At 67.7% G+C, this 26,583-nt stretch carries 26 protein-coding genes and 1 riboswitch; of the genes, 14 read left to right on the forward strand and 12 right to left on the reverse strand.

The genetic code is table 11. The annotated features are described in order from the left end of the window. The first annotated feature begins 23 nt into the window (after positions 1–23). The 9 genes from KL771_RS09415 to KL771_RS09455 all read left to right on the forward strand — a co-directional run bounded on the left by KL771_RS09415 (position 24) and on the right by KL771_RS09455 (position 8,341). Complete coding sequence (locus tag KL771_RS09415; RefSeq protein ID WP_261968282.1) at positions 24–1,325, forward strand: NAD(P)/FAD-dependent oxidoreductase; 1,302 nt, start codon at positions 24–26, stop codon at positions 1,323–1,325. 61 nt (positions 1,326–1,386) lie between these two features. Continuing rightward, positions 1,387–1,893 (forward strand): L-2-amino-thiazoline-4-carboxylic acid hydrolase, encoded by a 507-nt coding sequence (locus KL771_RS09420; protein WP_261968283.1) that lies wholly within the window; start codon positions 1,387–1,389, stop codon positions 1,891–1,893. A 66-nt stretch (positions 1,894–1,959) separates the two neighbouring features. Then, positions 1,960–3,078: an ABC transporter substrate-binding protein gene (locus KL771_RS09425; protein ID WP_261968284.1), complete on the forward strand. Its 1,119-nt coding sequence runs from the start codon at positions 1,960–1,962 to the stop codon at positions 3,076–3,078. A 104-nt stretch (positions 3,079–3,182) separates the two neighbouring features. Next, positions 3,183–4,097 carry a branched-chain amino acid ABC transporter permease gene (locus KL771_RS09430; RefSeq protein WP_261968285.1) on the forward strand — a complete coding sequence of 305 codons (915 nt, stop codon included), beginning with the start codon at positions 3,183–3,185 and terminating at the stop codon, positions 4,095–4,097. Continuing rightward, a complete protein-coding gene (locus tag KL771_RS09435) occupies positions 4,090–5,097 on the forward strand; it encodes a branched-chain amino acid ABC transporter permease (RefSeq protein WP_261968286.1) in 1,008 nt (335 codons plus the stop codon). The genes KL771_RS09430 and KL771_RS09435 overlap by 8 nt, the downstream gene beginning before the upstream one ends. Then, positions 5,094–5,846 (forward strand): ABC transporter ATP-binding protein, encoded by a 753-nt coding sequence (locus KL771_RS09440; RefSeq protein WP_261968287.1) that lies wholly within the window; start codon positions 5,094–5,096, stop codon positions 5,844–5,846. The genes KL771_RS09435 and KL771_RS09440 overlap by 4 nt, the downstream gene beginning before the upstream one ends. Positions 5,847–5,848: 2 nt before the next feature. Further along, entirely contained in the window at positions 5,849–6,547 is a 699-nt protein-coding gene (locus KL771_RS09445; protein WP_390866581.1) for an ABC transporter ATP-binding protein, read from the forward strand. A gap of 59 nt (positions 6,548–6,606) precedes the next feature. Beyond that, positions 6,607–7,071 (forward strand): L-2-amino-thiazoline-4-carboxylic acid hydrolase, encoded by a 465-nt coding sequence (locus KL771_RS09450; protein WP_261968289.1) that lies wholly within the window; start codon positions 6,607–6,609, stop codon positions 7,069–7,071. A gap of 94 nt (positions 7,072–7,165) precedes the next feature. Continuing rightward, positions 7,166–8,341 carry a M20 aminoacylase family protein gene (locus KL771_RS09455; RefSeq protein WP_390866573.1) on the forward strand — a complete coding sequence of 392 codons (1,176 nt, stop codon included), beginning with the start codon at positions 7,166–7,168 and terminating at the stop codon, positions 8,339–8,341. A 307-nt stretch (positions 8,342–8,648) separates the two neighbouring features. On the opposite strand, the gene KL771_RS09460 is transcribed toward KL771_RS09455, so the two are convergent. Continuing rightward, positions 8,649–8,990, reverse strand: coding sequence for a MarR family transcriptional regulator (locus KL771_RS09460; protein WP_261968290.1), 342 nt, complete (start codon positions 8,988–8,990; stop codon positions 8,649–8,651). A 396-nt stretch (positions 8,991–9,386) separates the two neighbouring features. Further along, positions 9,387–9,580: riboswitch (cobalamin riboswitch) on the forward strand. A gap of 59 nt (positions 9,581–9,639) precedes the next feature. On the opposite strand from KL771_RS09460, the gene KL771_RS09465 reads away from it, so the two are divergent. Next, a complete protein-coding gene (locus KL771_RS09465; protein ID WP_261968291.1) occupies positions 9,640–10,317 on the forward strand; it encodes an energy-coupling factor ABC transporter permease in 678 nt (225 codons plus the stop codon). Positions 10,318–10,419: 102 nt separating this feature from the next. Here KL771_RS09465 and KL771_RS09470 read toward each other — a convergent pair whose 3' ends face one another. The 11 genes from KL771_RS09470 to KL771_RS09520 all read right to left on the reverse strand — a co-directional run bounded on the left by KL771_RS09470 (position 10,420) and on the right by KL771_RS09520 (position 22,628). Beyond that, a complete protein-coding gene (locus KL771_RS09470; RefSeq protein ID WP_261968292.1) occupies positions 10,420–10,917 on the reverse strand; it encodes a hypothetical protein in 498 nt (165 codons plus the stop codon). Positions 10,918–11,356: 439 nt separating this feature from the next. Continuing rightward, positions 11,357–12,691: an amidase gene (locus KL771_RS09475; protein ID WP_261968293.1), complete on the reverse strand. Its 1,335-nt coding sequence runs from the start codon at positions 12,689–12,691 to the stop codon at positions 11,357–11,359. A 17-nt stretch (positions 12,692–12,708) separates the two neighbouring features. Beyond that, entirely contained in the window at positions 12,709–12,906 is a 198-nt protein-coding gene (locus tag KL771_RS09480; RefSeq protein WP_261968294.1) for a hypothetical protein, read from the reverse strand. A gap of 40 nt (positions 12,907–12,946) precedes the next feature. Beyond that, positions 12,947–14,374 carry an amidase gene (locus tag KL771_RS09485; RefSeq protein WP_261968295.1) on the reverse strand — a complete coding sequence of 476 codons (1,428 nt, stop codon included), beginning with the start codon at positions 14,372–14,374 and terminating at the stop codon, positions 12,947–12,949. Then, complete coding sequence (locus tag KL771_RS09490) at positions 14,371–15,792, reverse strand: amidase (protein WP_261968296.1); 1,422 nt, start codon at positions 15,790–15,792, stop codon at positions 14,371–14,373. The genes KL771_RS09485 and KL771_RS09490 overlap by 4 nt, the downstream gene beginning before the upstream one ends. Continuing rightward, complete coding sequence (locus KL771_RS09495; protein WP_261968297.1) at positions 15,789–16,883, reverse strand: AbrB family transcriptional regulator; 1,095 nt, start codon at positions 16,881–16,883, stop codon at positions 15,789–15,791. The genes KL771_RS09490 and KL771_RS09495 overlap by 4 nt, the downstream gene beginning before the upstream one ends. A 12-nt stretch (positions 16,884–16,895) precedes the next feature. Next, positions 16,896–17,960, reverse strand: a complete 1,065-nt coding sequence (locus tag KL771_RS09500) for an ABC transporter ATP-binding protein (RefSeq protein WP_261968298.1) — start codon at positions 17,958–17,960, stop codon at positions 16,896–16,898. Between the two features lie 10 nt (positions 17,961–17,970). Then, positions 17,971–19,050, reverse strand: coding sequence for an ABC transporter ATP-binding protein (locus KL771_RS09505; protein ID WP_315901492.1), 1,080 nt, complete (start codon positions 19,048–19,050; stop codon positions 17,971–17,973). A 10-nt stretch (positions 19,051–19,060) separates the two neighbouring features. Then, positions 19,061–19,969 (reverse strand): ABC transporter permease, encoded by a 909-nt coding sequence (locus KL771_RS09510; RefSeq protein ID WP_261968542.1) that lies wholly within the window; start codon positions 19,967–19,969, stop codon positions 19,061–19,063. A gap of 21 nt (positions 19,970–19,990) precedes the next feature. Further along, positions 19,991–20,944 (reverse strand): ABC transporter permease, encoded by a 954-nt coding sequence (locus KL771_RS09515; RefSeq protein WP_261968299.1) that lies wholly within the window; start codon positions 20,942–20,944, stop codon positions 19,991–19,993. Positions 20,945–21,011: 67 nt separating this feature from the next. Next, positions 21,012–22,628, reverse strand: a complete 1,617-nt coding sequence (locus KL771_RS09520) for an ABC transporter substrate-binding protein (RefSeq protein ID WP_261968300.1) — start codon at positions 22,626–22,628, stop codon at positions 21,012–21,014. Between the two features lie 572 nt (positions 22,629–23,200). Between KL771_RS09520 and KL771_RS09525 the strand changes: the two genes are divergently transcribed. The 4 genes from KL771_RS09525 (at position 23,201) to KL771_RS09540 (ending at position 26,583) form a co-directional block, all read left to right on the forward strand. Then, entirely contained in the window at positions 23,201–23,410 is a 210-nt protein-coding gene (locus tag KL771_RS09525) for a hypothetical protein (protein ID WP_261968301.1), read from the forward strand. 10 nt (positions 23,411–23,420) lie between these two features. Continuing rightward, on the forward strand, positions 23,421–24,827 hold the full coding sequence (locus KL771_RS09530) for an amidase (RefSeq protein ID WP_261968302.1): 1,407 nt from the start codon (positions 23,421–23,423) through the stop codon (positions 24,825–24,827). Positions 24,828–24,946: 119 nt separating this feature from the next. Further along, positions 24,947–25,144 (forward strand): hypothetical protein, encoded by a 198-nt coding sequence (locus tag KL771_RS09535; protein WP_261968303.1) that lies wholly within the window; start codon positions 24,947–24,949, stop codon positions 25,142–25,144. 5 nt (positions 25,145–25,149) lie between these two features. Then, entirely contained in the window at positions 25,150–26,583 is a 1,434-nt protein-coding gene (locus KL771_RS09540; RefSeq protein ID WP_261968304.1) for an amidase, read from the forward strand.

The following is a 26,583-nucleotide window of genomic DNA, read 5'->3' on the forward strand; positions in this document are numbered from 1 at the left end:
CCCATCCCAGGAGCCCTCGATCCATGAGCCTGCCGCCGCCCCTGCCGCCCTCCCTCTGGGCCTCGGTGACGCCGCCGCGCGTCCCCGCCGCGCCGCTCACCGGCGAGGTCCGGGCCGATGTGGCGATCGTAGGCGCCGGCTTCACCGGGCTCTCGGCGGCCCTGGCGCTGGCCGAACGCGGCCGCAAGGTGGTGGTGCTCGAGGCCGCAGTGGTCGGCTGGGGCGCCTCGGGGCGCAACAACGGGCAGGTCATCCCGACCATGACCGGCGCCGAACCGGACGCCATGGCGCGGCTCTTCGGCGAGACCGGGGAGCGCTTCGCCCAGCTCGTCTCCGACAGCGCCGCCGGCCTGTTCGATCTGGTCCGCCGCAAGGGCATCGATTGCGAGGCCGTGCAGAACGGCTGGTTCCAGCCGGCCCATTCGCCCGGCCGGGTGCGCCTTTCGGCCGCCCGGGTCGAGGCCTGGGGCCGTCGCGGCGCGCCGGTCCGCCTGCTCGATGCCGACGAAACCGCCCGCCTGGTCGGCTCGCGCGCCTGGCATGGCGGCATGCTGAACAGCTCGGGTGGGCACATCAACCCGCTCGCCTTCGCCCGCGGCCTCGCCGCCGCCGCCGAGGCGGCCGGAGTGGTCATCCACGAGGCGAGCCCGGTCGACAGCCTGGAGCGGACGCCGGCCGGCTGGGTCGTGTCGACCGGCGCCGGACGGGTCGTCGCCGATCAGGTCCTCGTCGCCTCGAATGGCTATACGGACGCCTTCCGCCCCGCCCTCGCCCCGGCGCTCGCGCGCTCGCTGGTCCCGGTGCTGTCCTGGCAGATGGCGACCGAGCCGCAGGCCGAGGCGGTGCGCGCCAGCGTGCTGCCCGGCCGGCAGGCCCTGTCCGACACCCACGGCGATCTCCGCTTCTTCCGCTGGGACGCGCGCGGTCGGCTCGTCACCGGCGGCGCCCTGATCGTGCCGCTGAACGGCGCCGACCGGCTGCGCCGCCTCGTCGGCGACCGCTTCGCCCGGATGTTCCCGCAGATGGGCGTGCCGCGCTTCGAGTTCGTCTGGAACGGCCGCATCGGCATGACCGACGACCGCATGCCGCGCTTTCACAATCCGGCCGAAGGCTTGTGGACCTGGGTCGCCTGCAACGGCCGCGGCGTCGCGCTGTCGACGGCGCTCGGACGCGTCTTCGCCGATGCGCTCGGCGGCGTGCCGCAGGCCGAACTGCCCGTTCCGATCACGCCGGTGCGCCCCTACCCGTTCCATGCGGTTGCCCGGATCGTCGCCCCGGCCATGCTGGCATGGTACCGCTTGAAGGATGCGCGCGAACCGGCGTGACGGGCCGCATCTTCCCCCTCACCACGATCAGGTCGAACGAGACCGAGCACAGGAGCCAAGCATGTCAGAGACGGGTCCGAGCGGCCGCATGGTGCCGATCGAGTGGTTGCAGGGCGCCTTCGCCATGCGGGCAGCCGCCTATGCCAACATGTTCGACGTGTTGCGCGAGACCTTCGGCACCGACCGGGCCGTGGAGATCGTCTCGGAGGCGACGCGCCGGATGGGCGTGACGATGGGGGCGAAATTCGCCGACCTGGGTCCCGCAGACCTGACCGGCCTCAAGGACCGCTTTCTCGGCGGCATTCCGGCCGGCGAGGTGATCTTCCAGCCGGAAGTCCTGCGTTGCGACGACGAGCGACTGGAGATCCAGTTCCACCGCTGCCCGCTGAAGGAAGCCTGGGTCGCCATGGGACGGTCCGGCGAGGAATTGGAACTTCTGTGCAAGGCCGGCGGCGCCATCGACGGCGGGCTGTTCAAGGCCGCCGGTTTCGTCTTCAAAGGAGAAACCTGGAAGCCCGGCCAGGAAGGCTGCTGCAAGCTCGTCGTCGAACCCGGCACGGCCGCCTGACCGGACCCGTCGATCCGCCACGAGACACCCCATCGGCCCCCCGGGCCTGAACGGAGACTGGAGCCCATGACGCTGACCCGCAGACACCTCGTCGCCCTGGCCCTCGCCGCGCCCACCGCCTTCGCGTTCCCGGCCGCCGCCGCCGAAACCGTGAAGCTCGGCTATCAGCTGCCGCTGACCGGCAACACCGCGCAGTACGGGCAGGACTTCAAGACCGCCGCCGAGATCGCGCTTGCCCGCTTCAACGCCTCCGGCCGCATCCCCGCCAAGGTCGAAATCGTATTCGAGGACAGCCGCTCGGACGCCAAGGAAGGCGTGACCATCGCGCGCAAGTTCGTCGACGACGAGAAGATCGTCGGTGTGCTCGGCGACTTCACCTCCGGCGTCTCGATGGCCGCCGCGCAGGTCTACAAGGAGGCCGGCATGCCGCAGCTCTCCCAGACCGCGTCCCACCCCGACTATACCAAGATTTCGGAATGGCAGTTCCGCAACATCACCACCCAGGCCGGCGAAGGTCCCTACAACGCCGACTGGATGGTCGCCAAAGGCTACAAGAAGGTCGCGGTGATCGCCGAGCAGACCGATTGGGGCCAGAGCGTCACCAAGTATTTCGCCGATGAGATTGCCGCCAAGGGCGGCAAGGTGGTTCTGACCGAGTACTTCAACCGCGGCCTGCCCGACTTCCGATCGCTGCTGACCAAGATCCAGCGCGAGAAGCCGGACGCCATCTATACCGGCTTCTTCTACGAGGACGCCGCTAACTTCCTCAAGCAGATGAAGCAGCTCGGCATCGCGATCCCGGTCTTTTCGACCTCGGCCGCCCATAACCAGAAGGTGATCGAACTCGCTGGCGCCGATGCCGAAGGCCTGTCGCTGACCACCAACTTCCTGCCCAACAGCCCCAAGCCCGAGGTCAAGGCATTCGTCGCCGAGTGGGTCAAGATCCGCGGCGCCGAGCCCGGCCAGTTCCCGGCCCAGGCCTTCGACGCCGTCAACATCATGCTCGAAGCGGTAGTCAAGACCTATCCGAAGTCGACCCGTGCCGCGATCCGCGACGCGCTGGCCGCCACCAAGGACTTCCCCGGCGTGACGGGCTCGACCACCTTCGGTGCCGACCGCGAGCCGGTCAAGCAGCTCTCCAAGGTGCGCATCGTCGGCGGCGTCTTCACGCCCGTCGCCGACTGATCCGGCCTGCCGGCGGCCCCGCCGAGGGCGTCGCCGGCCCGAGCCGAAGCCGCAGCCGGGCACCCCATCGCCCGGTCCGAACGACGCGCCGCCAGGGGGCCGCCGTGATCGATCCCTATTACCTGCAGCAATTGGCCATCGGCCTGTCGCAGGGCGTCATCTACGCCCTGATGGCGATCGGCTTCACGCTGATCTTCGGCGTGCTCAACGTGGTCAACTTCGCCCATGGCGAGGTCTATACGGTCGGCGCCTTCGCGGGCCTGCTTCTGATCACGGCCTTCGCACCGCCCTTCCTGGTCGTGCTGTTCGCCGTACTGGCCTTCGGCGCCGCGCTCGGCTTCGGTCTCGAACGCATCGCCTTCAAGCCGTTCCGACGCTTCTCCGACGAGGCCTCCCTGAAATCGCGGGCGATGCGCGAATCGACGCTGATGTCGTCGCTCGCCGTCTCGATCGTGGTGCGCGAGGGCCTGGAGATCGGCTTCGGCTCGCAGATGCAGCCGCTGCCCTTCGACTACCTGATCAACAAGCCGATCGAGCTCGGTCCGGTCACCATCGTCACCGGCGACGTGATCATCTTCGCGGTCGCGGCGGTCATGCTCGGCGGACTGCAATATCTGCTCAAGCGCACCCGCATCGGCCTGTCGATCCGCGCCGTCTCGGCCAACCCGCTCGGCGCCAAATATGTCGGCATCGACACCGACCGCACCATCATCACCACCTTCGCGCTCGGCTCGATGATGGGCGCCGGGGCCGGTATCCTGGTCGGCCTCTACTACGGAGCGATCTTCCCCGCCATGGGCTTCGTTCCCGGCATCAAGGCCTTCGTGGCGATGGTCATGGGCGGGCTGTCGTCGATCCCGGGAGCCGTGATCTGCGCATTGTTGCTCGGCCTCTCCGAGGGCCTCGCCACCACCTTCATCTCCTCCAACTGGGCCGACATGGTCGCCTACGGCTTCCTGATCGTCACCCTGATCTTCTTTCCGCAAGGTCTCTTCGGAGCGGGGAGGGAACGTGTCTGAGTTCGCCAGGGGACGGCTGGTCCCGCTCCTCGTGCTCCTCGTCGTCTTCGCGCTGGTGCCCTACGGCCTCGCGAAGTTCGGCAAGGGCTACTTCTTCCAGGTCGCCCAGCTGGTGCTGATCTATGCGCTGCTCGCGGTGTCGCTGCATCTGGTCACCGGCGCCGCCGGCCTGCTGCATCTCGGCCACGCGGCCTTCTACGGGGTCGGCGCCTATGTGGCGGCCCTGCTCGGCACGGAGATGAAGCTCGGCTTCGTCTGGGGCCTGCCGGCCGCCGGCCTCGCCGCCGCCGCGCTCGCCTTCGTGGTCGCCCTGCCGACCATGCGGCTGGTCTCGATCTATTTCGCGGTCGCCACGCTGGCCATCGGGCAGATGATCCATACCGTGCTGCTGAACTGGGTCGCGGTCACCAAGGGTCCGAACGGCGTCATGCTGTTCTCCGGCATCAACCTGTTCGGCTGGCCCGTGAAATCTCCCGTCGCGGTCTATTTCCTGGTCGCCGGGCTGGTCGCGCTGTCGATCTGGGTGCTGCACCGCCTCAGCCACTCCTACTACGGCAATGCGCTGCGCTCGCTGCGCGAGGACGACCAGTGCGCCGACGCGATGGGGGTCGACACGGTGCGCCTGAAGATCGAGGTCTTCACCGTCTCGGCCTTCTTCGCCGGCATCGCCGGTGCGCTCTGGGCCTACACGACCGGCTACGTCTCGCCCGGTGATTTCGGCTTCAACACCTCGATCCTGGTCCTGGCCATGATCGTGGTCGGCGGGCTCGGCTCGCTGCCCGGTGCGATCATCGGCGCGGCGCTGCTGATCCTGCTGCCGGAGGTGCTGCGCGGCATCGGCGACCTGCGCAACGTCATGGTCGGCATCGTGATGTTCGTGTCGATCCTGTTCCTGCCCAAGGGGCTGCTCGGCGAGGTCTCGGCCCTGTCGCTGGTCCGCCGCGGCTTCGGGCTGAAATGGGGCTCCGCCCCGTCCGAACGGGAGGTCGGTTGGCGATGAGCCTGCTCGAGATCGAAAACGTCACCCGGCGCTTCGGCGGCCTGGTCGCCGTCGACGGCGTCTCCACCCGGGTCGAGACGGGCGAACTGGTCGGCCTGATCGGCCCGAACGGCGCCGGCAAGACGACCCTGTTCAACCTCATCTCCGGCTTCACCCCGCTCTCCGCCGGCGCCGTCCGCTTCAAGGGCGAGCCGATCCAGGGCCTGAAGCCGCACCGCATCGCCGCCCGCGGCATGTCGCGGACCTTCCAGAATCTGCGCGTCTTTCCGAACATGTCGGTCTTCGACAATGTCTCGGTCGGCGCCGTCGGGGCGATGGGCCAGTCGGCCTTCGCGGCGGTGTTCGGCCGGCGGTCCCGCGCCGATGCCATCTCGGCCAGGACCTGGGAGGCGCTGGAGCGGGTCGGCCTCGGCGGCGTGGCCGAGGATCTGGCCGCCAATCTCTCCTACGGCAAGCGCAAGTATCTGGAGATCGCGCGCGCCCTGGCGATGAAGCCCGAACTCCTGATCCTCGACGAGCCGGCCGCCGGCCTCAACGATTCCGAGACCGCCGACCTCGCCCGCTTCATCCGCTCGCTCAACGGCGAGGGGCTTTCGATCATGCTGGTCGAGCACGACATGAACCTGGTCATGGGCATCTGCTCGCGCGTCGTCGTGCTCGCCTCGGGCCGCAAGATCGCCGATGCCGAGCCGGCCGTGGTGCGCGCCGATCCGGCCGTGCTGGAAGCCTATCTGGGGGTCGACGAATGAGCCTGCTCGACATCCGCGGCCTGACCGTCGCCATGGGATTGCAGGAAATCCTGCACGGCGTCGACCTGACCGTGCCGGAGCGCGGAATCGTCGCCGTGCTCGGCTCCAACGGCGTCGGCAAGACCACCCTGATGCGGGCGATCTCGGGCATCTACAGCCCGAAGGCCGGCAGCATCCTGTTCCGCGGCGAAAATATCGCCCGCCTGAAGAGCCACGAGATCGTCGCCCGCGGGCTCCTGCAGGCGCCGGAAGGCCGGCAGATCTTCGCCTCCATGACGGTCCTGGAGAATCTGGCCATCGGCGGCGGCCGCCATGGCCTCGCCGAACTCGACCGGGTACTGGCGCTGTTCCCCGTGCTCGGCCAGCGGCGCGGCCAGATGGCCGGCTCGCTGTCGGGCGGCGAGCAGCAGATGCTGTGCATCGCGCGCGCCCTGATGGCGCGTCCGTCGATCCTGCTGCTCGACGAGCCCTCGCTCGGTCTCGCCCCGAAGGTGGTCAAGAGCATCTTCGACCTCCTGGCGCAGATCCGCTCGGAGGGCCTGTCGATCCTGATCGTCGAGCAGAATGCCAAGGCGGCCCTGCGCATCGCCGACCGTGCCGCCGTGATGGAGGGCGGCCGGATCGTCATCGAGGGACCGTCCGCCGATCTCGCCGGCGACCCGCGCATCGTCGAGGCCTATCTGGGCGGCCATGTCCACTGACGCGACCGGCCCTTGCCCGCCGCAGAGGCCGCCCCGCTTCCGAACCAGGAGGAGCCAGCATGCTTCCGATCATCGAACGGCGCCGCATCGAGGCGGAGATCCTGAAGCACGTCTATGACGTTTTGACCGAGAGCCACGGCCCGGAGACCGCCCGCGCCACCATCGGGGCGGCGGTGTCGCGCTCGGCCATCGCGCAGGGTGCCAAGTTCCGCGCCGAGCTCGGCCACGACCCGGACTTCGCCGATTTCGCCGCCATCCTGCCGAACTGGACCGCCAACGATGCCCTGACCATCGAGGTGAAGACCGCGACACCCGAGACGCTGGAATTCGATGTGGTCCGCTGCCGCTATGCGGAGATGTATCGGGAGATGGGGCTCGGCGAGATCGGTCATCTCCTGTCCTGCAATCGCGACGGCGAGTTCTGCACCGGCTACAATCCGAACATGGAGCTGACCCGCACCGGAACCCTGATGCAGGGTGCCAAGCGCTGCGACTTCCGCTATCGCATGAAGCCGGCCGACTAGGCCGCAGGCCGCCGGACGGATTTGTCCGAGCGACAAGACCTCCTTCCGACTCCATCGCCCAGTCCATCTCGCCGTCCGAACCGAAGGCTCCGCCATGAACGCCATGCCCCCCGTCGTCTTTTCCAACGAGGAGATCGAGGATGCCGTCACCTGGCGGCGGGCCCTGCATCGGATCCCCGAGATCGCTTACGAGGAGCACGACACCTCGGCCTTCGTGGCGGCCCGGCTGAAGGAATTCGGCCTCGAAGTCCGCACCGGCCTTGGCGGCACCGGCGTGGTCGGCACGCTGCGGCGCGGCACCTCTTCGCGCGTCATCGGCCTGCGGTCCGACATGGATGCGCTGGCCATCGAGGAGGCGACCGGCGTCGCCTACGCGTCGACGCGGCCGGGGCGCATGCATGCCTGCGGGCATGACGGCCACATGGCCATGCTGCTCGCCGCCGCCCGCCGCCTCGCCCGCAGCGAAACGATCGACGGCACGGTGCATTTCATCTTCCAGCCGGCCGAGGAGAACGAGGGCGGCGCGGCGCGCATGATCGCCGACGGCCTGTTCCGCGAATTCCCGGTCGATTCGGTGTTCGGCATGCACAACTGGCCGGGCCTGCCGCTCGGCCGCGCCGGCCTGACCACCGGCGCGATGATGGCGGCCTTCGGCATCTTCGACATCACCGTGACCGGTCGCGGCGCCCATGGCGGCATGCCCCACCAGGGCGTCGACCCGATCGCCTGCCTGTTCCAGATCGGCAGCGCGCTGCAGACCATCGCGTCGCGCAACGTCTCGCCGATGGCCTCCTCGGTTGTCTCCGTGACCACCGTCCACGGCGGCGACGCCTGGAACGTGATCCCGGATTCCTGCCGGATGACCGGCACCGTGCGCTGGTTCGACCCGGCCGTCGGCGACCTGATCGAAACCCGGCTGCGCGCGATCGCCGAGGGCGTCGCCGCCGCGATGGGCTGCACGGTGACGATCGACTACCAGCGCCGCTATCCGGCGACCATCAACGACGCCGACGAGGCGCGCTTCGTCCAGGGCGTGCTGCGCGACATGCCGGGCCTCGCCATCGAGGAGACGGTCGAGCCGAGCATGGGGGCCGAGGACTTCGCCTTCATGCTCAACGAGCGGCCGGGCGCCTATCTGTGGGTCGGCCAGGGTACGCCGAACCACACGGCCGGCCTGCATTCCCCGCGCTACGACTTCAACGACGCCGCCCTGCCGCTCGGCGCCGCCGTCTGGGTGGCCATTGCCGAGCGCAAGCTCGCACCGGCCTGATCGGGGCTGGACTGCCCCCTACCAAGTGTCGGAAGCGCGCCGGCTGCTGCGGTTACCCCACCCTGCTGACCGCACGCGCCCAGACCGATCACAAATGCTCCCCGCCCGATACGGCACTGGTGACGGCGCTCAGGCGGGCCGCTTCGCTACCGTCCAGCTACACCACCCAGCGGGACATTACCATTAACCTACTAGTCCAACAGAAATACCCGTCGTATAGCCTCCGTGGTGGAACTGGTAGACACGAGGGTCTCAAAACCTCTCGCGTAACAGCGTCTCGGTTCGAGCCCGAGCGCCGGCACCAACGCTACCGACGCTTCCTGAGCGAAGACATGACGTTGTCGATCCGCTCTTTCGCAGTCGGCCCAGCATCGAAGTTGAAATCTGGGTAGAGCATCCGCATTAGGCCGAGAACTTCACGGTGACCACGCTCAGTCAGGAAACAAATCTTGCGCCTCCTCTCACTCGGATCTTCAATAGCCTCGACAAAGTCGAGGCCTTCTTTCTGAAGACGATGCACTTTACCAAGAGCCGCAACGTTCCGGCTGGCCGAGGACTGTGCAATTTCCAGGCGGTCGGCAAGCTCTGACAAGGTGATACCAGGGTACATCGAGACCAGGAGAAGGGTCTGGACCTGCTGGAACGGCATGTCAGGGTCCCAGGAGCGAAGAACCCCTAGGAATTTGATTACAGTGTGGAATTCGAGATTTACCATGGAATACTCTTTTGAATTTACTAGGTTATATAATATCACATCATCCATTAAATCCACAAGTGGTACGTTCACTAATGTGGCAAGCTTGTAATCTGACCAGAGACTGTCTTTCGTTAATTTATATATTCCAGATTGTATCGATTGGAGGGGACGAGATGTGGCGGACGTACGCATCACCATCGCCGAGGCCGCGCGACACGCTTCCACGACGGCCAAATTCCCCGGGGTAAATCAAGAACGAAGCGGACAGATTACGAGCTACGAAAACCGGACATCTTTACGATAGCTACATCACCCCGATCGATGTCTTGCCGCGCCCGGTCGAGGCGTGAATAATCTGAGAACCAAGGTGAGGGTGGATTTTGTCCGCCCGAGAGGGAATGCGGTGAGGAGCGATCCGAAGCCGCAGCCGCCCCCGCGACCGTAAGCGACGGTCTGCCACGAATCCCACTGGCCGAAGGCTGGGAAGGGGTGGCGGGACGAGTGCCGCGAGCCGGGAAACCTGCCTCGGTCGGTGCCACCCTGCCCTCGCACCGTTCCATCCATATCGACCGTGCGGCGGGCACGGCCCAGGGGAAGACCCATGCATATCGAACCCGGCGTCGTCGACGGCGCCAAGCTCGTTCTCAGCTATGCCACGGCCGTGGCGTCCTTCGGTCTCGCCGCGAGGATGGCCGCCGACGACGCCCGCTCGACCGGCCTTCTGCCGCTGGCCTTGCGCTCGCTCGTGACGACCGGCCTCGTCTTTTCGTTCTTCGAGGTTCTGCCGCACCACCCGGTCGGCGTCTCCGAAGTCCATCTGATCCTCGGCTCGACCCTTCTTCTGCTGTTCGGCGCCGGTGCCGCAGCGATCGGCCTGGCGGCCGGGCTCCTGATCCAGGGCCTGTTCTTCGCCCCGGCCGACCTGCCGCAATACGGCATGAACGTCACGACGCTGCTGGTTCCGCTCTATGCCATCAGCCTCATGGCGCGACGGATCATTGCCCCGGCGACGCCCTATGTCGACCTGAAATACTCCCAGGCGCTGGCGCTCTCGACGCTGTTTCAAGGCGGCATCGTGTGCTGGGTCGCCTTCTGGGCCTTCTACGGCCACGGCTTCACGGCGGAGACCGTCGCGGAGGTTTCCACCTTCGGGGTGGCCTATATGAGCGTGATCATCATCGAACCGCTCGCCGACCTCGGCATTCTGGCCGTGGCCAAGGCCCTGCACCGCTACTCGACCGGCCCCCTGTTCAATCTCCGCCTGCATCAGCCGGCCTGATCCTCAGCTTGAGGATCGACCGGGACGGACGGATCCCGCCCGTCCCGAGGATTCGAATGTCCGGTGCATGTCCGAATCGCCTCGATCCGGACCGGACGGGCTTCAGCGCAGCGTGCAGCCGAGGACCGCGGCGCCGCCGGTCTTCACGGTCACGTCGGTCGCGGCCGTGATGGTCGGGAAATTCGGCGGGAACGCGAGATTGTCGCCGCCCGATTGCGCCTTGCTGTCGAAGCCCAGTTCGAAGACCAGATCGGCGCCGATCACCTCAAGCGCCGCGGACCCCACGTCGAGCGCGGTCTCGACCGGTCCGACCGCGACGGTCATGATCTGGCCGACCGTATAGGCGCCGCCCGTGGCGGCCTCGAACTCGACGCGGAAGCGCTTGCGGCCCTTCTTCACCTCCCAGCGCGCCTGCATGCTGATGTCGGGCGCGCCGGTCGCGCGGCAGGTGTAGCGCACGTCGCCGCTGCTGCCGCCGCCACCGCCACTGCCGCTGTTGCCGCCCTTCTTGGCGAGCGCCTCCGACGGCGCCGCGGCCATCGCCGCAAGTGCCACCGCCGCGCCCAGCGCCATTGTCGCAAGACCGATCTTCGAATGCATCGCGTTCCCCTCCTTTTCGCGTCGCCCGCCCGGGAGCCGAACAGGCCGGCGCCTTCCGCAACGACAGGAGGATGGTCGTTCGGAGCTGTTATTTTCCTTACATCATCGGTTATTCGGCAGTTATGAGCAGGCCTGACCGGCCGTTCGCGATGATTTTAATAGAATACTTGAGCATTGAAAATGCGTGATCGGATCACAGCTTACCGTTGCCATCAAGATCGCAGGATCATGACCACGGACTGAATTCCGTCTTCTTCGGACAGAACGATCACGACCGAATCACAAGAATGTTATCTTCCGATCGAGCACGGCCGAAACGATACGGAACCTCCGCAGCGATTCCGCGACCCGGCGCACCACGCGCGTGCCGGCAGCCCCGACCGGACGATGGCCCGACCAGACGATGGTCCGGCCGGGCGACGGCCCGGCCGGGATGCGCTCAGGCGGCCTTCGGATCGAGCACCGGTGCGACCGCCTTGGCGATTGCCAGAAGCCGCGCATCGCCGAAGCGGGGTCCGGCGAGCGTCACGCCGACCGGCAGGCCGTTCGGACCGAGATGGCCGGGAATGTTGACGGTCGGGACGTGAAGCAGCGTCCACATCGAGTTGAAGGCGGGGTCGCCGGTCGTCTCGGACGGCTTGAACGGCGCCTCACCGCAGGCCGAAGGCGTCAGGATCACGTCCAGTTCCGGCCCGAACAGCTTGTCGAAGACCGGGCGGCAGGCGGCCGCGAGATCCAAGGCCCAGAGCAGCTTCTCCGGGGTGATGGCCTCGAAATTCTCGACCTTCTTGCGGAAGTCCTCGTGCAGCAGTTCGTAGTTCTGGACATAGTCGGCCAGGAACTGCACCCGTCCTTCGCCGTTCATGACGATATGCTGGGCGGTATTCAGATCGGCGAAGGGTTCCGGCAGATCGAGGTCGGTGACGATCGCCCCGGCCTCGGTCAGCAGGCGGACCGCCCGCTCCATGGCGCCGACCGTGCCCTCCTCGGCCTTCGGCCAATTGTGGGTCCTGGAAAAGCCGACCTTCAGCCCCTTGACGGAAACGTCCGGCATGGCGTCGATGCCGACCATCCGGGCAGCCTCGGCGACCAGGACCAGATCCTCGACGGATCGGCCGTACCAGCCGAGCGTGTCGAGCGTCGGCGAGAGATGGCGTGCCCCCGACCAGGAAAAGGTGTTGTGGGTCGGCTTGATGCCGTAGGCGCCATTGAAGCTGGCCGGCCGGATATGCGAGCCGCCCGTCTGGGTGCCGAAGGCGATCGGCACCTGGCCGTCGCCTACCGCCGCACCCGAGCCGGAGGACGAGCCGCCCGGCGTGCGGGCGAAGTCGTACGGGTTGCGGGTCAGCGCCTTGCGGCCGCCGGCGGCGAATTCGACCGTGTCGCACTTGCCCATCACGAAGGCCCCGGCCGCCTTCATGATGCGGACGACCTGCGCGTCGTGGGACGGCTGGTTGTCGGGATAGATCGGTGAGTTGTTGGTCGTCGGCATCTCGGCCGTGTCGATCATGTCCTTGACGCCGAAGGGGATGCCGTGCAGGCGACTCTTCGCGCCGGCATGGATCTGCACCTTGTCGAGTTCCTTGGCCTTGCGGATCGCGCGTTCGGGATCGAGCCAGACCCAGGCCTTCACGTCGGCATTGCGGGCGGCGATGCGGTCGAGGCAGGAGCGGGTCAGCTCCTCGGCGCTGAGGGCACGCGCCTGGATCAGGGCCGAGGCTTCCGCCGCCGACATCTGCCAGGGCTGCGTCGGAGATTTCACCGGAGCATTCATGGTCGGATCCTCGTCTTTCAGGCCAGGGGAACGCGGAAGGTGCTGGCCGGCTCGTCGCCCTTGGACGGCATGCGCGGGATGGCGCGGCCGGCGGCCGAGACGCGATCGGCCAGTTCGCGCATGCGCGCGAGATGCTCGGGCGTCAGATTGAAGAGTCCGTAGCGGGCCGCGAAGGCGTTGATCTCGTCCTGGGTCCAGGCAGGATGGTCGGACATGGCGGTCTCCTCGAAAGGGCGGACGGTTGCGGGACGGGCGTCAGAGAGCGGGGCGCAGGCCGCGCGTGCCGGCGGCCTTCTCGAGGGCGCGGGCGACCCGGTAGGTGGTCGCCTCGTCGAAGTAGCGGCCGACGATCTGCGCCGAGGTCGGCATGCCGTCGCGGTCGAAGCCGGTCGGGATCGAGATGGCCGGATGGCCGGTGACGTTGAAGATCGAGGTGGCCGAGCCGAAGGTGAATTTCACCAGCCGCTCCTGGTCCTCGAAGCTCGGCGCCGTGATGAAGGTGCAGGGCGCCAGCACCGCGTCGACCGTCCGGATCACCGCGTCGGTGGTGACCGCGAGCTGGCGCCGGTAGCGGGTGGCGGCGACATAGTCGACGGCCCGGACCGTGAAGCCGGACGTCATCTTGTCCTTGAGCGCCTTGCCCATCAGGTGGCTGCGCTCCATGAAGTCCTGCTCGTGGATCGACAGGCTCTCGGCCCAGTTGATGGTGCCGGTCACGGCCCGGTACTTGGACAGCGGCGCCGGCAGGGCGATCTCGACGACGGTGGCGCCGAGATCGGTCAGCATGGCCTCGGTTTCGGCGAGTTTCGTCACGATGTCCGGGTCCATCGACGGCGCATCGGCACCGAGGTCGCGCACCACGCCGATGGTCAGACCCTTCAGACCCATGTCGAAGCCGGCCATCAGGTCGTAGGACGGCACGTCGGCGGATTGCGGATCGCGCGGATCGTAGCCGGCCATAACCTGCGCGACCGTCGCATTGTCCTCCGCCGTCCAGGTCAGCGGGCCGACCACGTCGAGCGACCAGCAGTTCGGCAGGCAGCCGGCGCGGCTCATCAGCCCGTAGGTCGCCTTCATGCCGTAGACGCCGGTCGCCGCCGCCGGCAACCGGACCGAGCCGCCGGTATCGGAGCCGAGCGCGAACATGGCCGTGCCGGCCGCCACCGCGACACCGGCCCCGGTCGACGAACCGCCGGTGTGACGGGCCGGGTTCCACGGGTTGCGGGCGAGCGGGAACGGCAGGTCGGGATAGATCTCGCCGGTGCCGGTCCCGTATTCCCAGGTGTTCAGCTTGCCGAGCAGGATGGCACCCGCGGCCTCCAGCTTCTCGATCGCCGTCGAGGTCTCGTCGGCGACATAGTCCAGCATCAGCCGCGAGCCGCCGGTCGTCTTGACGCCCTTCACGTGGTAGTTGTCCTTGACCGCGAAGGGGATGCCGTGCAGCGGCCCCTTCCAGCGGCCGGCCAGGATCTCGGCCTCGGCGATCCTGGCGGCGGCGCGCGCTCGGTCCGCGAGCACGGTGATGTAGCTGTGCACCACGTCGTCGATGGCGTCGATCCGGGCCAGATAGGCCTCGACCAGTTCGACGGGCGACAGCTTGCGCGCCGCGATCAGGCGCGAGGCTTCGGCGACGGTCAGATAGACCAGCGGATCGGCGGCTGTGACGGGTGTGACGGCGGTCATGGTTCGGGTCTCCTGTCGCGCCAGGGCGTGGCGGCCTCATAGGCGGCCGCGACCCTGAGCAAGATGGGGTCGGCACGATGCGGGGCCGCGATCTGCCAGTGCAGCGGCAGGCCGGCGGCGTTGAAGCCGGTGCATTGCACCAGGCTCGGATGGCCGGAAATGTTGAACGGGACCAGCGCCGTATCGGTGGTGAAGGCCGTCATCTCCGGCTCGACGCCGAGCCGCGGCGCCGCATGGGCCGCCCCGAAGGTCACGACCGCATCGAAGCGCGCCATCAGCGCGTTCATGGCCGCGGCCAGGGTACGCCGCCGCCGTTGCGCGGCGATGTAGTCGACCGCGCGCACCTGGGCGCCGAACATCAGCTTGTCGCGCAGGGCGAAGCCCATCCGGTCGGGCATCTCGCGCAGTTCGCGCTCGTGGATGGTCGCCGATTCCACCGGACCGATGATCCGCGTGCAGGCGTAGAAGTCCGCGACCGGGGCCGGGAAATCGGTCTCGATCAGGACCGCGCCCAGATCCGCCAGCACCGCCAGCCCGGCCTCGAAGGCCGCTGCAATATCGGCGTCCGGCGGCGTCATGCCCGGGCCGAGCGAGCGGATCACGCCGATCCGCAAACCGGCCACGCCCTGCTTCAGGCCGTTGCGGAAATCCGGCACCGGACCGGTCAGGCTGGTCGGATCGCCCGGGTCGTGGCCGGCGACGGCATTCATGACCAGGGCGGAATCCTCGACCGTCCAGGTCAGCGGCCCGGGAATGTCCATCGAATAGCAATTGGCGAGGATGCCGGACTTGGACAGCAGGCCGTGGGTGCCCTTCACGCCGACGACCCCCGTCGCGGCCGCCGGAAGCCGCACCGATCCGGTCGTGTCGGAGCCGAGGGCCACCGTGACGGTACCGGCCGCCACCGCCGTGCCGGCCCCGCTCGACGAGCCGCCCGGGAAATGATCGAGGTGCCAGGGATTGCGGGCCGGCGGATAGGGCAGATCGAAATACTCGCCGCCATTGCCGGTGCCGAACTCCCAGGTCGCCAGCTTGCCCATCAGCACAGCACCGGCCGCCTTCATGCGGGCGACCAGGGCGGCGTCCCGATCCGGTCGCGGCCACCCTTCCGAGAGGCGCGAGCCGGCCGTGGTCGGCAGGCCGGCGGCGTCGTAGTTGTCCTTGACCGCAAAGGGGATGCCGTGCATCGGCCCTTTCCATCGACCGGCCGCGATCTCGGCCTCGGCACGCCGGGCCGCGGTCAGCGCGGCCTCCGCGTCGAGCGTGATGTAGCTCGCGATCCGCGGCTCGACCGCCTCGATGCGGGCGAGCAGCGCCTTGACGAGATCGACAGGCGAGATGGCCTTGGCGGCAATCAGCCGGGATGCTTCGGCCGCGGTCAGATGGTGCAGCGCCTTGGCGGCGACGGGGGCGTTCATTCGGCCGGGCTCCTCTCGGCGGCAGATGCGGACAGGGACCGGGACGGCGGGCCGAAATAGCCGATCCGCTTCAGACCGGCATGGACGAGCGGCACCGTCGCCAGCACCAGGAAAATGCGCAGGACATGAAAGGCGGTGACAGTCGGCACGTCGAAATGCAGCACCTTGGCGGTGATCGCCATTTCGGTGACGCTGCCCGGCGAGGTCGACAGGATCGCGGTCGGCCAGGGCATGCCGGAGACCAGCGCGATGACGTAGCCGACCGCCGAGCAGCCAGCGGTCAGCAGAAGCACGTTGAGGATCGCCGACGGAATGAAGCGGCGCAGCGCGCGGACGGAATCGCGGCGGAACTGGGCGCCCAGATAGCAGCCCATCACCACCTGACAGGCATTCGACATCCAGGTCGGCACCGCCGAGAGATTGGCCTCGGTCAGGCCGAGAACGACGCCGGTGCCCATCGGCATCAGGAGGAAGGCAGTCGCCAGGCCGCGGCGGCGCGCGATCAGGGCGAGCACGAGGGCGATCGCCAGCGAGAGCGCGAGGCCGGCAGGATCGAAGGCGATGCGCGAATGCAGCGTGGCCACGTCGCCGGTCGCGCCCGACAGGGTGATGGCGGTCGGGATGATGATGACCAGAAGCACGATGCGCAGAAGCTGGTTCATCGCGATCTCGGGCACGCGTGCCCCGTTGCGCTCGCCCATCATGCTCATCTCGACCGGGCCGCCGGGCACGGAGCAGAAGAAGGCCGTGGTGGCGTCGATCCCGGCCGTCAGCATCAGGACGCGCGACAGCAGGGCGGCGATCGCCACCGTCGCCACGGCGGCGGCGAGCATTTCCGGCAGCAGTGCCGCGGCGGCGCGAGCGGCTTCCGGCGTGAAGGTCAGCCCGAGCGCGGTCATGATGACCAGGACGGCGCCGTCCCGAGCCGTGCGGTGGGTCGATACGGCCAATCCGGATAGACCGAGCGCGGCGACCACCGTCAGGGATCCGATCATCCAGGGCAGAGGGATTTTCAGTTGGGCCGCGACCGCCCCGCCGCAACCAGCGGCCAGATGCGTGAGCAGGATGCGGAGGGCGAGGACTGGGGTCATGACGGGGTCTGATCAACCGATGGCGAGGGGGGCGGAAGCCGCATAGGCCGGGTCGTCGCCGTGGCGCAGGCAGCGCACGATCCGGCCGGGACCGACCGTCTCGGCGGCCGGCTCGACGGCGAGGCAGTGCTCGCGCACGGATCGGCAGCGCGGCGCGAAGGCGCAGCCGGGCGGCAGGTCGGCAAGATCGGGCGGCGCGCCCGGGATGGCGTCGAGCACCTTGCCGCGCATGCCGGCATGCACGGTCGAGCGCATCAGCCCTTCCGTGTAGGGGTGGCGCGGCGCGTCCATGATCTCGGCCACTTCGCCGAGCTCGACCAGGCGGCCGGCATACATGACGCCGATCCGGTCGGCGATCTCGGCCGCGACGCCGAGATCGTGGGTGACGAAGACCGTCGCCATGCCGAGTTCCTTCTGCAGTTCGCGCAGCAGCAGAAGCACCTGGATCTGGACGGTCGCATCGAGTGCGGTGGTCGGCTCGTCGGCGAGCAGCAGCTTCGGCGACAGCGACAGGGCGAGCGCGATCATGGCGCGCTGGCGCAGGCCGCCGGACAATTCGTGCGGATAGTTGTCGAGCCGGCGGCGCGCCGACGGGATCTGGACCAGTTCGAGCAGTTGCAGCGCCCGCGCCCGCGCGTCCGCCCAGGACATGCCCTTCTGCTCGACCAGAGCCTCGCCGATCTGCTGGCCGATCGTGAAGACCGGGTCGAGCGCGGTCATGGGTTCCTGAAAGATCATGGCGGCGAGCGACCCGCGCAGCCGCTTCAGATCGTTCTTGGCCAGGCCGAGCACGTCGATGCCGTCGATCGTGACGGCCCCGCCGAGCCGGGCGGTCGGCGGCAGGAGCCGGATCAGCGTGCGCATGGTCACGCTCTTGCCCGAGCCGGACTCGCCGAGCAGGCACAGCACCTCGCCCTTCCGCACGTCGAAGCTGACCCCGTTGATGACCTTCACGTCGGCATCACGTGAGACGAAGCGCACGGTCAGGTCCCTGACCGAGACGAAGGGCGCCGTCGCCGCCGCGGCGGAGGGACCGGCATCGGCCGCAGGATCGGGCCTGGGATGGGGTACGGCCATGGGATCCTCCTCAGACCGGCAACGCCGTGCCGCTGTGGCCGGATGCGGCCGCGACGGCGTGGCAGGCGACCTTGTGGGCCGGGAAATCGGGAAGCGCCGACAGCGGCGGCTCGATTTCGGCGCAGACGGCCTCGGCGAGCGGGCAGCGGGTGCGGAAACGGCAGCCGGAGGGTGGATTGACCGGATTGGGCGGGTCGCCGGAGAGCGGCGGAACGGAGACGCGCCGGCGCGGGTCCATCGACGGCCGCGAGGACAGCAGCGCGCGGGTATAGGGATGCTGCGGGGCTTCGTAGAGCCGCTCGACCGGACCGATCTCGGCGACGCGGCCGAGATACATGACCATCACGCGGTCGGACACATATTGCACCACGTTGAGATCGTGGGAGATGAACAGATAGGTCAGCGACAGGCGTTCCTTGAGCGAGACCAGCAGGTTGAGGACCTGGGCCTCGACCGACTTGTCGAGCGCGGAGACCGACTCGTCCAGGATGACCAGCCGGGGATGCATGGCGAGCGCCCGGGCGATGTTGATGCGCTGGCGCTGGCCGCCCGACAGTTCGTGCGGATAGCGCTCGGCGAAGAGCCGCGGGTTGAGGCCGACCATGCCGAGCAGATCGCGTGCCCGCTCCCGCGCCTCGCTTTTCGGCAGGCCATGCGATTTCGGTCCGAAGGCGATGGAATCGGCGATCGGCAGGCGCGGGTTGAGGGAGGCGTAGCTGTCCTGGAAGACCATCTGCATGTTGCGCTGCAGTTCGTCGACCGGAATGCCGCGCACCACCCCGACCGGATCGCCGTCGAAGACGATCGTGCCGGCATCGGGCTGGATCAGGTGCATCAGCAGGCGCGCCGTGGTCGACTTGCCGCAGCCGGACTCCCCGACGATGCCGAGCGTCTCGCCCTTGGCGACTTCGAAGGAGACGCCGTCAACCGCCTTCACGACGGCGCGTGACGGACTGAACAGGCTGCCCTTGATCGGGAAATGCTTCTTCAGGTCTTCGACCAGCAGCATCGGCTGCATCGGTCCGCCACGGTCGCGCGGGTCGGCGGAGACCGGCAGGCGGGGACTTTCGGGGACGACGGCAAGTGTCATGGGGCGGCCCTCACCGGACATCCATGGCGGCGCGCAGTCCGTCGCTCATGAGGTTGAAGCACATGGAGGTCACGAAGATCATCACGCCCGGCAGGATGGCGTTGACCGGCGCCACATAGATCGACTGGCGCAGCGTGTTGAGCATCAGCCCCCAGTCGGCATTGGGCGGCGAGACGCCGAGGCCGAGGAAGGACAGGCCGGAGGCGAGCACGATGGCGACACTGATCAGGCTCGAGGCGTAGATCAGGATCGGCCCGAGGACGTTGGGCAGGATATGCTCGATCAGGATGCGCCAGGTCCGCGCGCCGGTGGCGCGGGCGGCCTCGACGAAATCCTCGTTGCGCACCTGGGTGGCGACGGTCTCCGAGACGCGGGCGACCGGGGCGATGAAGACCAGCGACATGGCCACCAGGCCGTTGACCAGGCCGGCGCCGAGCGCGCCCGATATGGCCACCGCCAGCAGGACCGACGGGAAGGCATAGAACACGTCCATCACGCGCATGATCAGCATGTTGGACCGCCCGCCCAGATAGCCGGCCAGCACGCCGAGGGTGCCGCCGATCAGGGTCGCGACGAAGACCGGCATGAAGCCGGTGAAGAGCGAGATGCGGCCGCCATAGACCAGGCGGGTGAACATGTCGCGGCCGAGTTCGTCGGTGCCGAGAAGATGGTTCGGCGAACCCGGCGGCAGCAGACGCCGGATCATGCTGGTCTTGTAGGGATCGGCCCAGGTGACGTAGGGCGCGAAGATCGCCGCCGCCAGGATGACCAACAGGATCGCGGCGCAGACGATGGTGACGCGGTCGCGGGCGAGGCGACGGCGGACGCCGGCCCAGTAGCTGCGCGAGATGCTCGCGCGCGCCGGGCGGCCTGCATTGAGGACCTCGCTGACGGTCCGGATGGTGGCGGGTTCGGCCATGGCCATGGGGCGTCCTCCGGCTCAGGCGCGCTTGATGCGCGGGTCGAGGAAGGTCTGGAGGACATCCACGACCAGGTTGATGAAGACGAAGAAGATCGACAGGACGAGGATCGTCCCCTGCAGGATCGGCAGGTCGCGGGTGAAGATCGCGGTGTTGAGCAGGAAGCCGGTGCCGGGCCAGGAGAACACGGTTTCGACCAGGATCGACCCGCCGAGCAGCTGGGCGAACTGCAGCCCGGCGACGGCCAGGATGGTCGGGCCGGCATTCTTGGCGACGTGATAGAGCACGCGGCCCTCGCCGATGCCCTTGGCCTGCAGCATGCCGACGAATTCGCGCCGGCGGATATCGGCGACGGTCGCGCGCACCGATCGGGCGATGATGCCGGCCGGGATCACTGCCAGCGTGATCGCCGGCAGGACGAGGTGGCGCAGATGCGCCCAGTCGAAGGCGTAGCTCGACTGGCCGCCGGGCCCCATGCCCATGGCCGGCAGCGCGCCGAGATTGACCGCGAAGATCACGACCAGCACCATTCCGAGCCAGTAGTGCGGCACGCTGACCCCGGTGACGGCGACGGAGGTCACCGCCCGGTCGACCCAGCCGCCAACCGTGTAGCCGGCGACGGCACCCATCAGGATCCCGAACGGAAAGCCGATCAGAACGGCGGCGAGCGCCAGATAGGCGGTATTGCGAGCGGCCGGCAGGACCTCGGAGACGACCGGCCGGCGCGACTGGATGGAAAGCCCGAAGTCGCCGGTCGCGACATTCTTCAGCCAGAGCAGGTATTGCACCGGCAGCGGCTTGTCGAAGCCGTAGGCGATCTTGATCTGCTCGCGCATTTCCGGACCGGCATTGTCGGGCAGGACCGCACTCAGGGGATCGCCCGGCGCGAGGTGGATCAGCGAGAAGCAGATGATCGTCACGCCGAGCGTGATCGGCAGCGCATAGGCGATGCGGCGGAGAATGTAGCTGAGCATCCGGTGCTCCCCCCTGTCCGGTGGCGGAGGTCCGGCCGGCGCGAGCGGGGCGCCGGCCGGGCGGCGGTCACTTGTCGACCCAGACCGGCGTGAGGTCCTGGTACCAGCTCTGCGCCTGGACGAAGCCCTTCACCTTGGGGCCGAGGCCGCGCGGGTTGAGATCGTGCACGACCCAGATCCAGATCGCCTTGTCGACCAGCTTGCCGTGGATCTCGGCGAGCACCTTGTCCTGTTCCTTGGGATCGAAGGTGGTCTTGGCCTTCTCGCCGAGCGCGTCGATCTCCGGGTCCGAGAAGGCGCCCCAGTTGTAGCCGGCCGGCGGCTTCAGCCGGGTCATCGAGATGCCGAGGATGCCGATGTCCGGATCCCAGTAGGCCCAGCTGTTGTTGATGCCGTTGAGGCCCTTGGTCTCGGGCGACATCGCGCCGGCGCGGCGCTTGCCGCGCAGGGCCTCCCATTCCATCACCTCGAACTCGACCTGGAAGCCGACCGCGTTCAGGTTCTCCTGGATGAACTCGTTCATTGGCAGCGGCTGCATCTGCCCGGAGCCCGAGGTCGAGATGCCGAACTTGACCTTGGCCGGATGCTTCTCGTCGAAGCCGGCCTCCTTCATCAGCTTCTTGGCCGCTTCCGGATCGTATTTGATCTCGAAGGTCGGCTTGCCGTACCAGGGATGGCCCTTGTTGACCTGCCCGGAGGCCGGCGTGGCCAGGCCGCCGAGGAATTTGGCGAGGCCTTCGCGGTCGATGGCCAGATTGGCCGCCTTGCGCACCCGCACATCCCTGAACGGGCTGTCGTCCGCATAGGACAGCTGATAGGGCCAGATATGCGGATAGACGTTGGTGATGATCTGCATGCCCGACTGCTTCAGGCGCGGCACCGCATCCGGCGGCGGGGCCTCGATGAAGTCGACCTGGTCGGACAGCAGCGCCGCCGTGCGGGTCGAGCTGTCCGGCATGCACATCAGAACCAGGCGATCCGATTTCGGCACCCGCTTGGGGTCCCAGTAGTTCGCATTCCGGAGCAGTTCGGCGCGTTCGCGCGGGACCAGCTTTTCGAGAATCCACGGGCCGGTGCCGGACGGCCGCTTGGCGAATTCGGCCCAGTTCCGGCCGACCTCCTCCCAGCGCTTCGGGCTCGAATAGACGATGCCGGAAATCTGGTAGGGGAACACCGCATCCGGCGTCTTGGTCGTGATCTCGACCGTCATCGCGTCGATCTTGCGATAGCTGTCGATCCCGCCGAAATATTGCGAGGCCTGGGCCGCCTGGGAGGGATCGTACTGGGCACTGTCCTTCTTCAACAGCTTGTCGAGATTCCAGACCACCGCATCGGCATCGAAGCCCGAGCCGTCGTGGAACTTGACCCCTTCGCGCAGCTTGAAGGTCCAGATCTTCTTGGTGGCGTCGTCAACCTTCCATTCGGTTGCCAGGCCCGGCTTCAGGACGGCGGGCTTCTCGTAAGACGACAGGTCCCACATGATCAGGGCGTCGTAGAGCGAGAGCCCCATGAACCGGACGCCCTCGCCGCCCTGGTTCGCCTGGCCGGTGGTCAGAGGCACGTCCGCGGCGGTCATACCGACCCGCAAGACCTTCTCGGCGGCCGTAGCCGGCGCAGGTGCATAGGCAAAGGGAGTGGCAAGGCCGGCAAGAAGGAAAGCCTTGACGAGTGTGCGGCGACGCATCGGATGGGCTCCGTGGCTGATGGCCTTCGTGGGGGGCGGACCGTCTCCGGGTCCCGGTGCGACAGGGGAAGCGCATCCTGCGACCAATCGCTGTGCGGTCGGCCGCAGTACCTCCGGACACAAACGATAGGCGGCCATCCAAATGGATACAATAATTGCCGCTGTCGAAAGATCGTGCATGACCGTCGTATGAAATCTCTATATTTTTCAATATTTTATTGAACCGTCCCTAAAGAATGTCGATCAATTGCGCAGTGCACCATCGCGAGAATGCGTACAAGATAAGCGGATTCGCCGGGACATTACCGCTCCGTAACCGCTCATGGATTGCAGGCCATTCGATAGCCATACAACGATAGAGGTCCGTCGTCCGTTCGATCAGAGCATTGTTATTTCTTTATAATTTGCCATTCTCGCAAGCACCGACCGAAGCGACGTAGCCCATCTCTCCTCGTGCAGATCAGGCCTGCACCCGGCATGGCATGCTGATTGCACAAATTTCGCCGCCGATTGTATTCAATTTGGGCCGTGCCGGCGCCAGACCGGGCGGTTCCGCTGCAGAGGAAAGCGACATGTCGCGTCCGATCGAGAAGCCTGCCCCCAAGGCCACGACCGAGGAGATCGCGCTCCTGGTCAAACTGGCTCGTTTGGATCCCGCGCCGGCCCAGTTCGACGAAATCGTCGAAGCCTATGGCTTCATCCAGGAGATGACCGCGCGCCTGCACACCAACTTCGACTTCTCCGCCGAACCGGCCCATGTCTTCACGCCGGTCAAGTTCTGAGGAGACCCCGATGTCCGACATTCATCTCCTCACCATGGCCGAGATCGTCGGCCTCTACCGCAAGCGCAAGCTCTCGCCGGTCGAGTTGACCAGGACCTATCTCGACCGGATCGAACGGCTCGACGAGCAGCTGGTCAGCTTCGTGCTGCCGACACCGGACCGCGCGCTCGCCGATGCGCGCCGTGCCGAGGACGAGTTCATGCGCGGCATCGATCGCGGCCCGATGCAGGGCGTGCCCTACTGCCTGAAGGACATCATCGAAACGGCCGGCATCCGCACCACGGGCCAGTCGCGCTCGCTCGCCACCCATATTCCGGCCGAGGATGCCACCGTCGAGGCGCGGCTCAGAGCCGGCGGCGGCGTGCTGCTCGGCAAGAACACGACCTGGGAATTCGCCCATGGCGGCCCGTCCTGGGATGCCTTCGCGCCGCCGGCGCGCAATCCCTGGAACACCGACCATCATCCGGCCGGCTCCTCGTCCGGCTCCGCGGCGGCGGTCGCAGCCGGCTTGGCGACGACCACGATCGGCTCGGATACCGGCGGTTCGATCCGCCTGCCGGCGGCCGTCTGCGGCCTGTCGGGCCTCAAGGCGACCTACGGCCGCGTCAGCCGCAAGGGCGTGCTGCCGAATTGCTTCAGCCACGATCACGTCGGCCCGCTCGCCTGGACGACGGAGGACGTGGCCTTGACCATGCAGGTGATTGCCGGCCACGATCCCGGCGATCCGGGCAGCGCCGACGTGCCGGTACCCGACTATATGGCGACGCTGAACGGTTCCTGCGCGGGGCTGACGCTCGGCGTGCCGTGGCGCTGGCTCGACGAGGCGAAGTCGTCGGATCCGGTGCGGGCGGCCTTTGCGGCGGCGCTCGAGGCGCTGAAGGGTCTCGGCGCGACCATCGTCGACATCGAACTGCCGTCGATCGAGCTCTATTCGGACTCCAAGAAGACCATCGCCATGTCGGAGCTGTTCTCGATCCACGAGAAGACGCTCCGGACCGCCCCCGAACTGTTCGGCGACAGCCTGCGCTACCGCATCCAATGCGGCGCGCTGATCCGGTCCGAGGACTATGTCCAGGCCATGCGCATGCGTAGCGCCCTGACGGCCAACATGCAGGCCATGTTCGCCAAGGTCGACGCCATCGTGCTGCCGACCGCGGAGCCGGCCGGCAAGCTCGAGCCGACCCCGCACAGCTGGCTGTTCAAGCATGCCTCGCTGACCACGCCCTTCAACGCGACCGGCCATCCGGCCCTGTCGGTGTGCATGGGCTTTGCGGCCAACGGCCTGCCGCTGTCGCTGCAGATCGCCGGCCGGGCCTTCGACGAGGCGACCGTCATGCGCATCGGCGACGCCTACGAGAAGGCGACGCCGTGGCGCGACCGCCGCCCCGCCATCGCCAAGGCGCTCGAAGCCGCCTGATCGCCATGGCGACAGTCCCGGCCGCGGGACATCGCGCGAAAATTCGCCGGCGGAACCCGGCCGGCGGCTCGATCCGCCGGCGCCGGCTCCGCGCCATCACTCCAAGGAGGACCTGCCCCGTGAAAGCCGATCTCATCGAACTGGCGGAAGCGACCGCCGCCTGCTGGTCTGCGGTCCGTCCGCCCAATGCCGCCGCCATCGAGATGACCCGCGGTCTCGGACCGGTGATCGCCGGCTTCGAGGCGCTGCGCGGTCAACTGGCCTTCGAGGACGAGCCCTCGTCCTTCGAGGCGGCCCTCCTGGCGACCAAGGAGTGATGGACATGAACGCCCCACTCAAGACATCCACCGCCCTGACCGACATGACCCTGGTCGAGGCGGCCGACATGGTCGCCCGCGGCGAGACCAGCTCGGTGGCCCTGACCGCCGCCGCCATCGAGGCCTTCAAGACCAAGGATGCCAAGGTCAATTCGCTGATCTGGATGGAAGAGCAGAACGCCCTGGAGACCGCCGAGGCGCTCGACCGGATGCGCAAGGCCGGCCGGATCACCGGGCCGCTGCACGGCGTGCCGCTCGCCCACAAGGACATGTACTATCAGGCCGGCAAGCCCTGCACCTGCGGCTCGGCCATCCGCAAGGACTTCAAGCCGACCTACACGGCGACGGTGATCGACCGGCTGCACGGGGCGGGCTCGATCACGCTCGGCGGCCTCAACATGGCCGAGTTCGCCCAGAATCCTTCGGGCCACAACCGGCATTTCGGCCATTGCCACAATCCCTGGAGCCTCGACTACTGCACTGGCGGGTCGTCGTCGGGGTCCGGCGCGGCCGTCGCCGCCCGCTTCGTCTACGGCGCGCTCGGTTCCGACACCGGCGGTTCGATCCGCCTGCCGGCCTCGATCTGCGGCGTCACCGGCATCAAGGGCACCCAGACCCGCGTCTCGCGCTACGGCGTGATGCCGCTGTCCTTCTCGGCCGACAATGTCGGGCCGCTCGCCCGCACGGCGCGCGACTGCGCCCGCATCCTGTCGGTGATCGCCGGCGCCGATCCGATGGATCCGACCGCCGCGACCGAACCGGTGCCGGACTATGAGAGCCTGCTCGACGGCGACGTGCGCGGCCTCAGGATCGGCGTTCCGACCAACTATTTCTTCGACAATGTGGATCCGGAGGTCGGCGCGGCCTTCGAGGCGGCCATGGCGGTCCTGCAGGCGCGCGGCGCCGAGATCATCCCGGTCACCATCCCGCATATGGATGCGGTGGTCACCTACGGTTCGATCGTCTCGCGCTGCGAAGGCGCGACCATCCACGCGCAATGGATGCGCGAGCGGCCGGACGACTATGCGGTGCATCTGAATGCCCGCCTCTACGGCAGCTACGCGATCCCGGCCGTCTATTATGTCGAGGCGCTGGCCCGTCGCGGCGCGATCCTCAAGGCGGTCGCCGCGGAGGTCTTCGGCGCCTGCGATGTCTTTGCGACGCCGACGCTGCGCTACAAGGTCCCGACGCTGCTCGAGACCGATATCGACGCGGGAACGGAAGGCGCGATCGAAAAGTTCAACGCCATCTCGATCAACACACGCCCGATCAACTATCTCGGCCTGCCCTCGGTCAGCGTCCCCTGCGGCTTCGATTCCAACGGCGTGCCGATCGGCTTCCAGATCCAGGGCCGCCCCTTCGCCGAGGGCCGCGTGCTCAAGGTCGCCGACGCCTATCAGCGCGATACCGATTGGCACGCCCGGAAGCCGGCCGTCTGA

Source organism: Prosthecodimorpha staleyi (assembly GCF_018729455.1).
GTDB lineage: Bacteria > Pseudomonadota > Alphaproteobacteria > Rhizobiales > Ancalomicrobiaceae > Prosthecodimorpha > Prosthecodimorpha staleyi.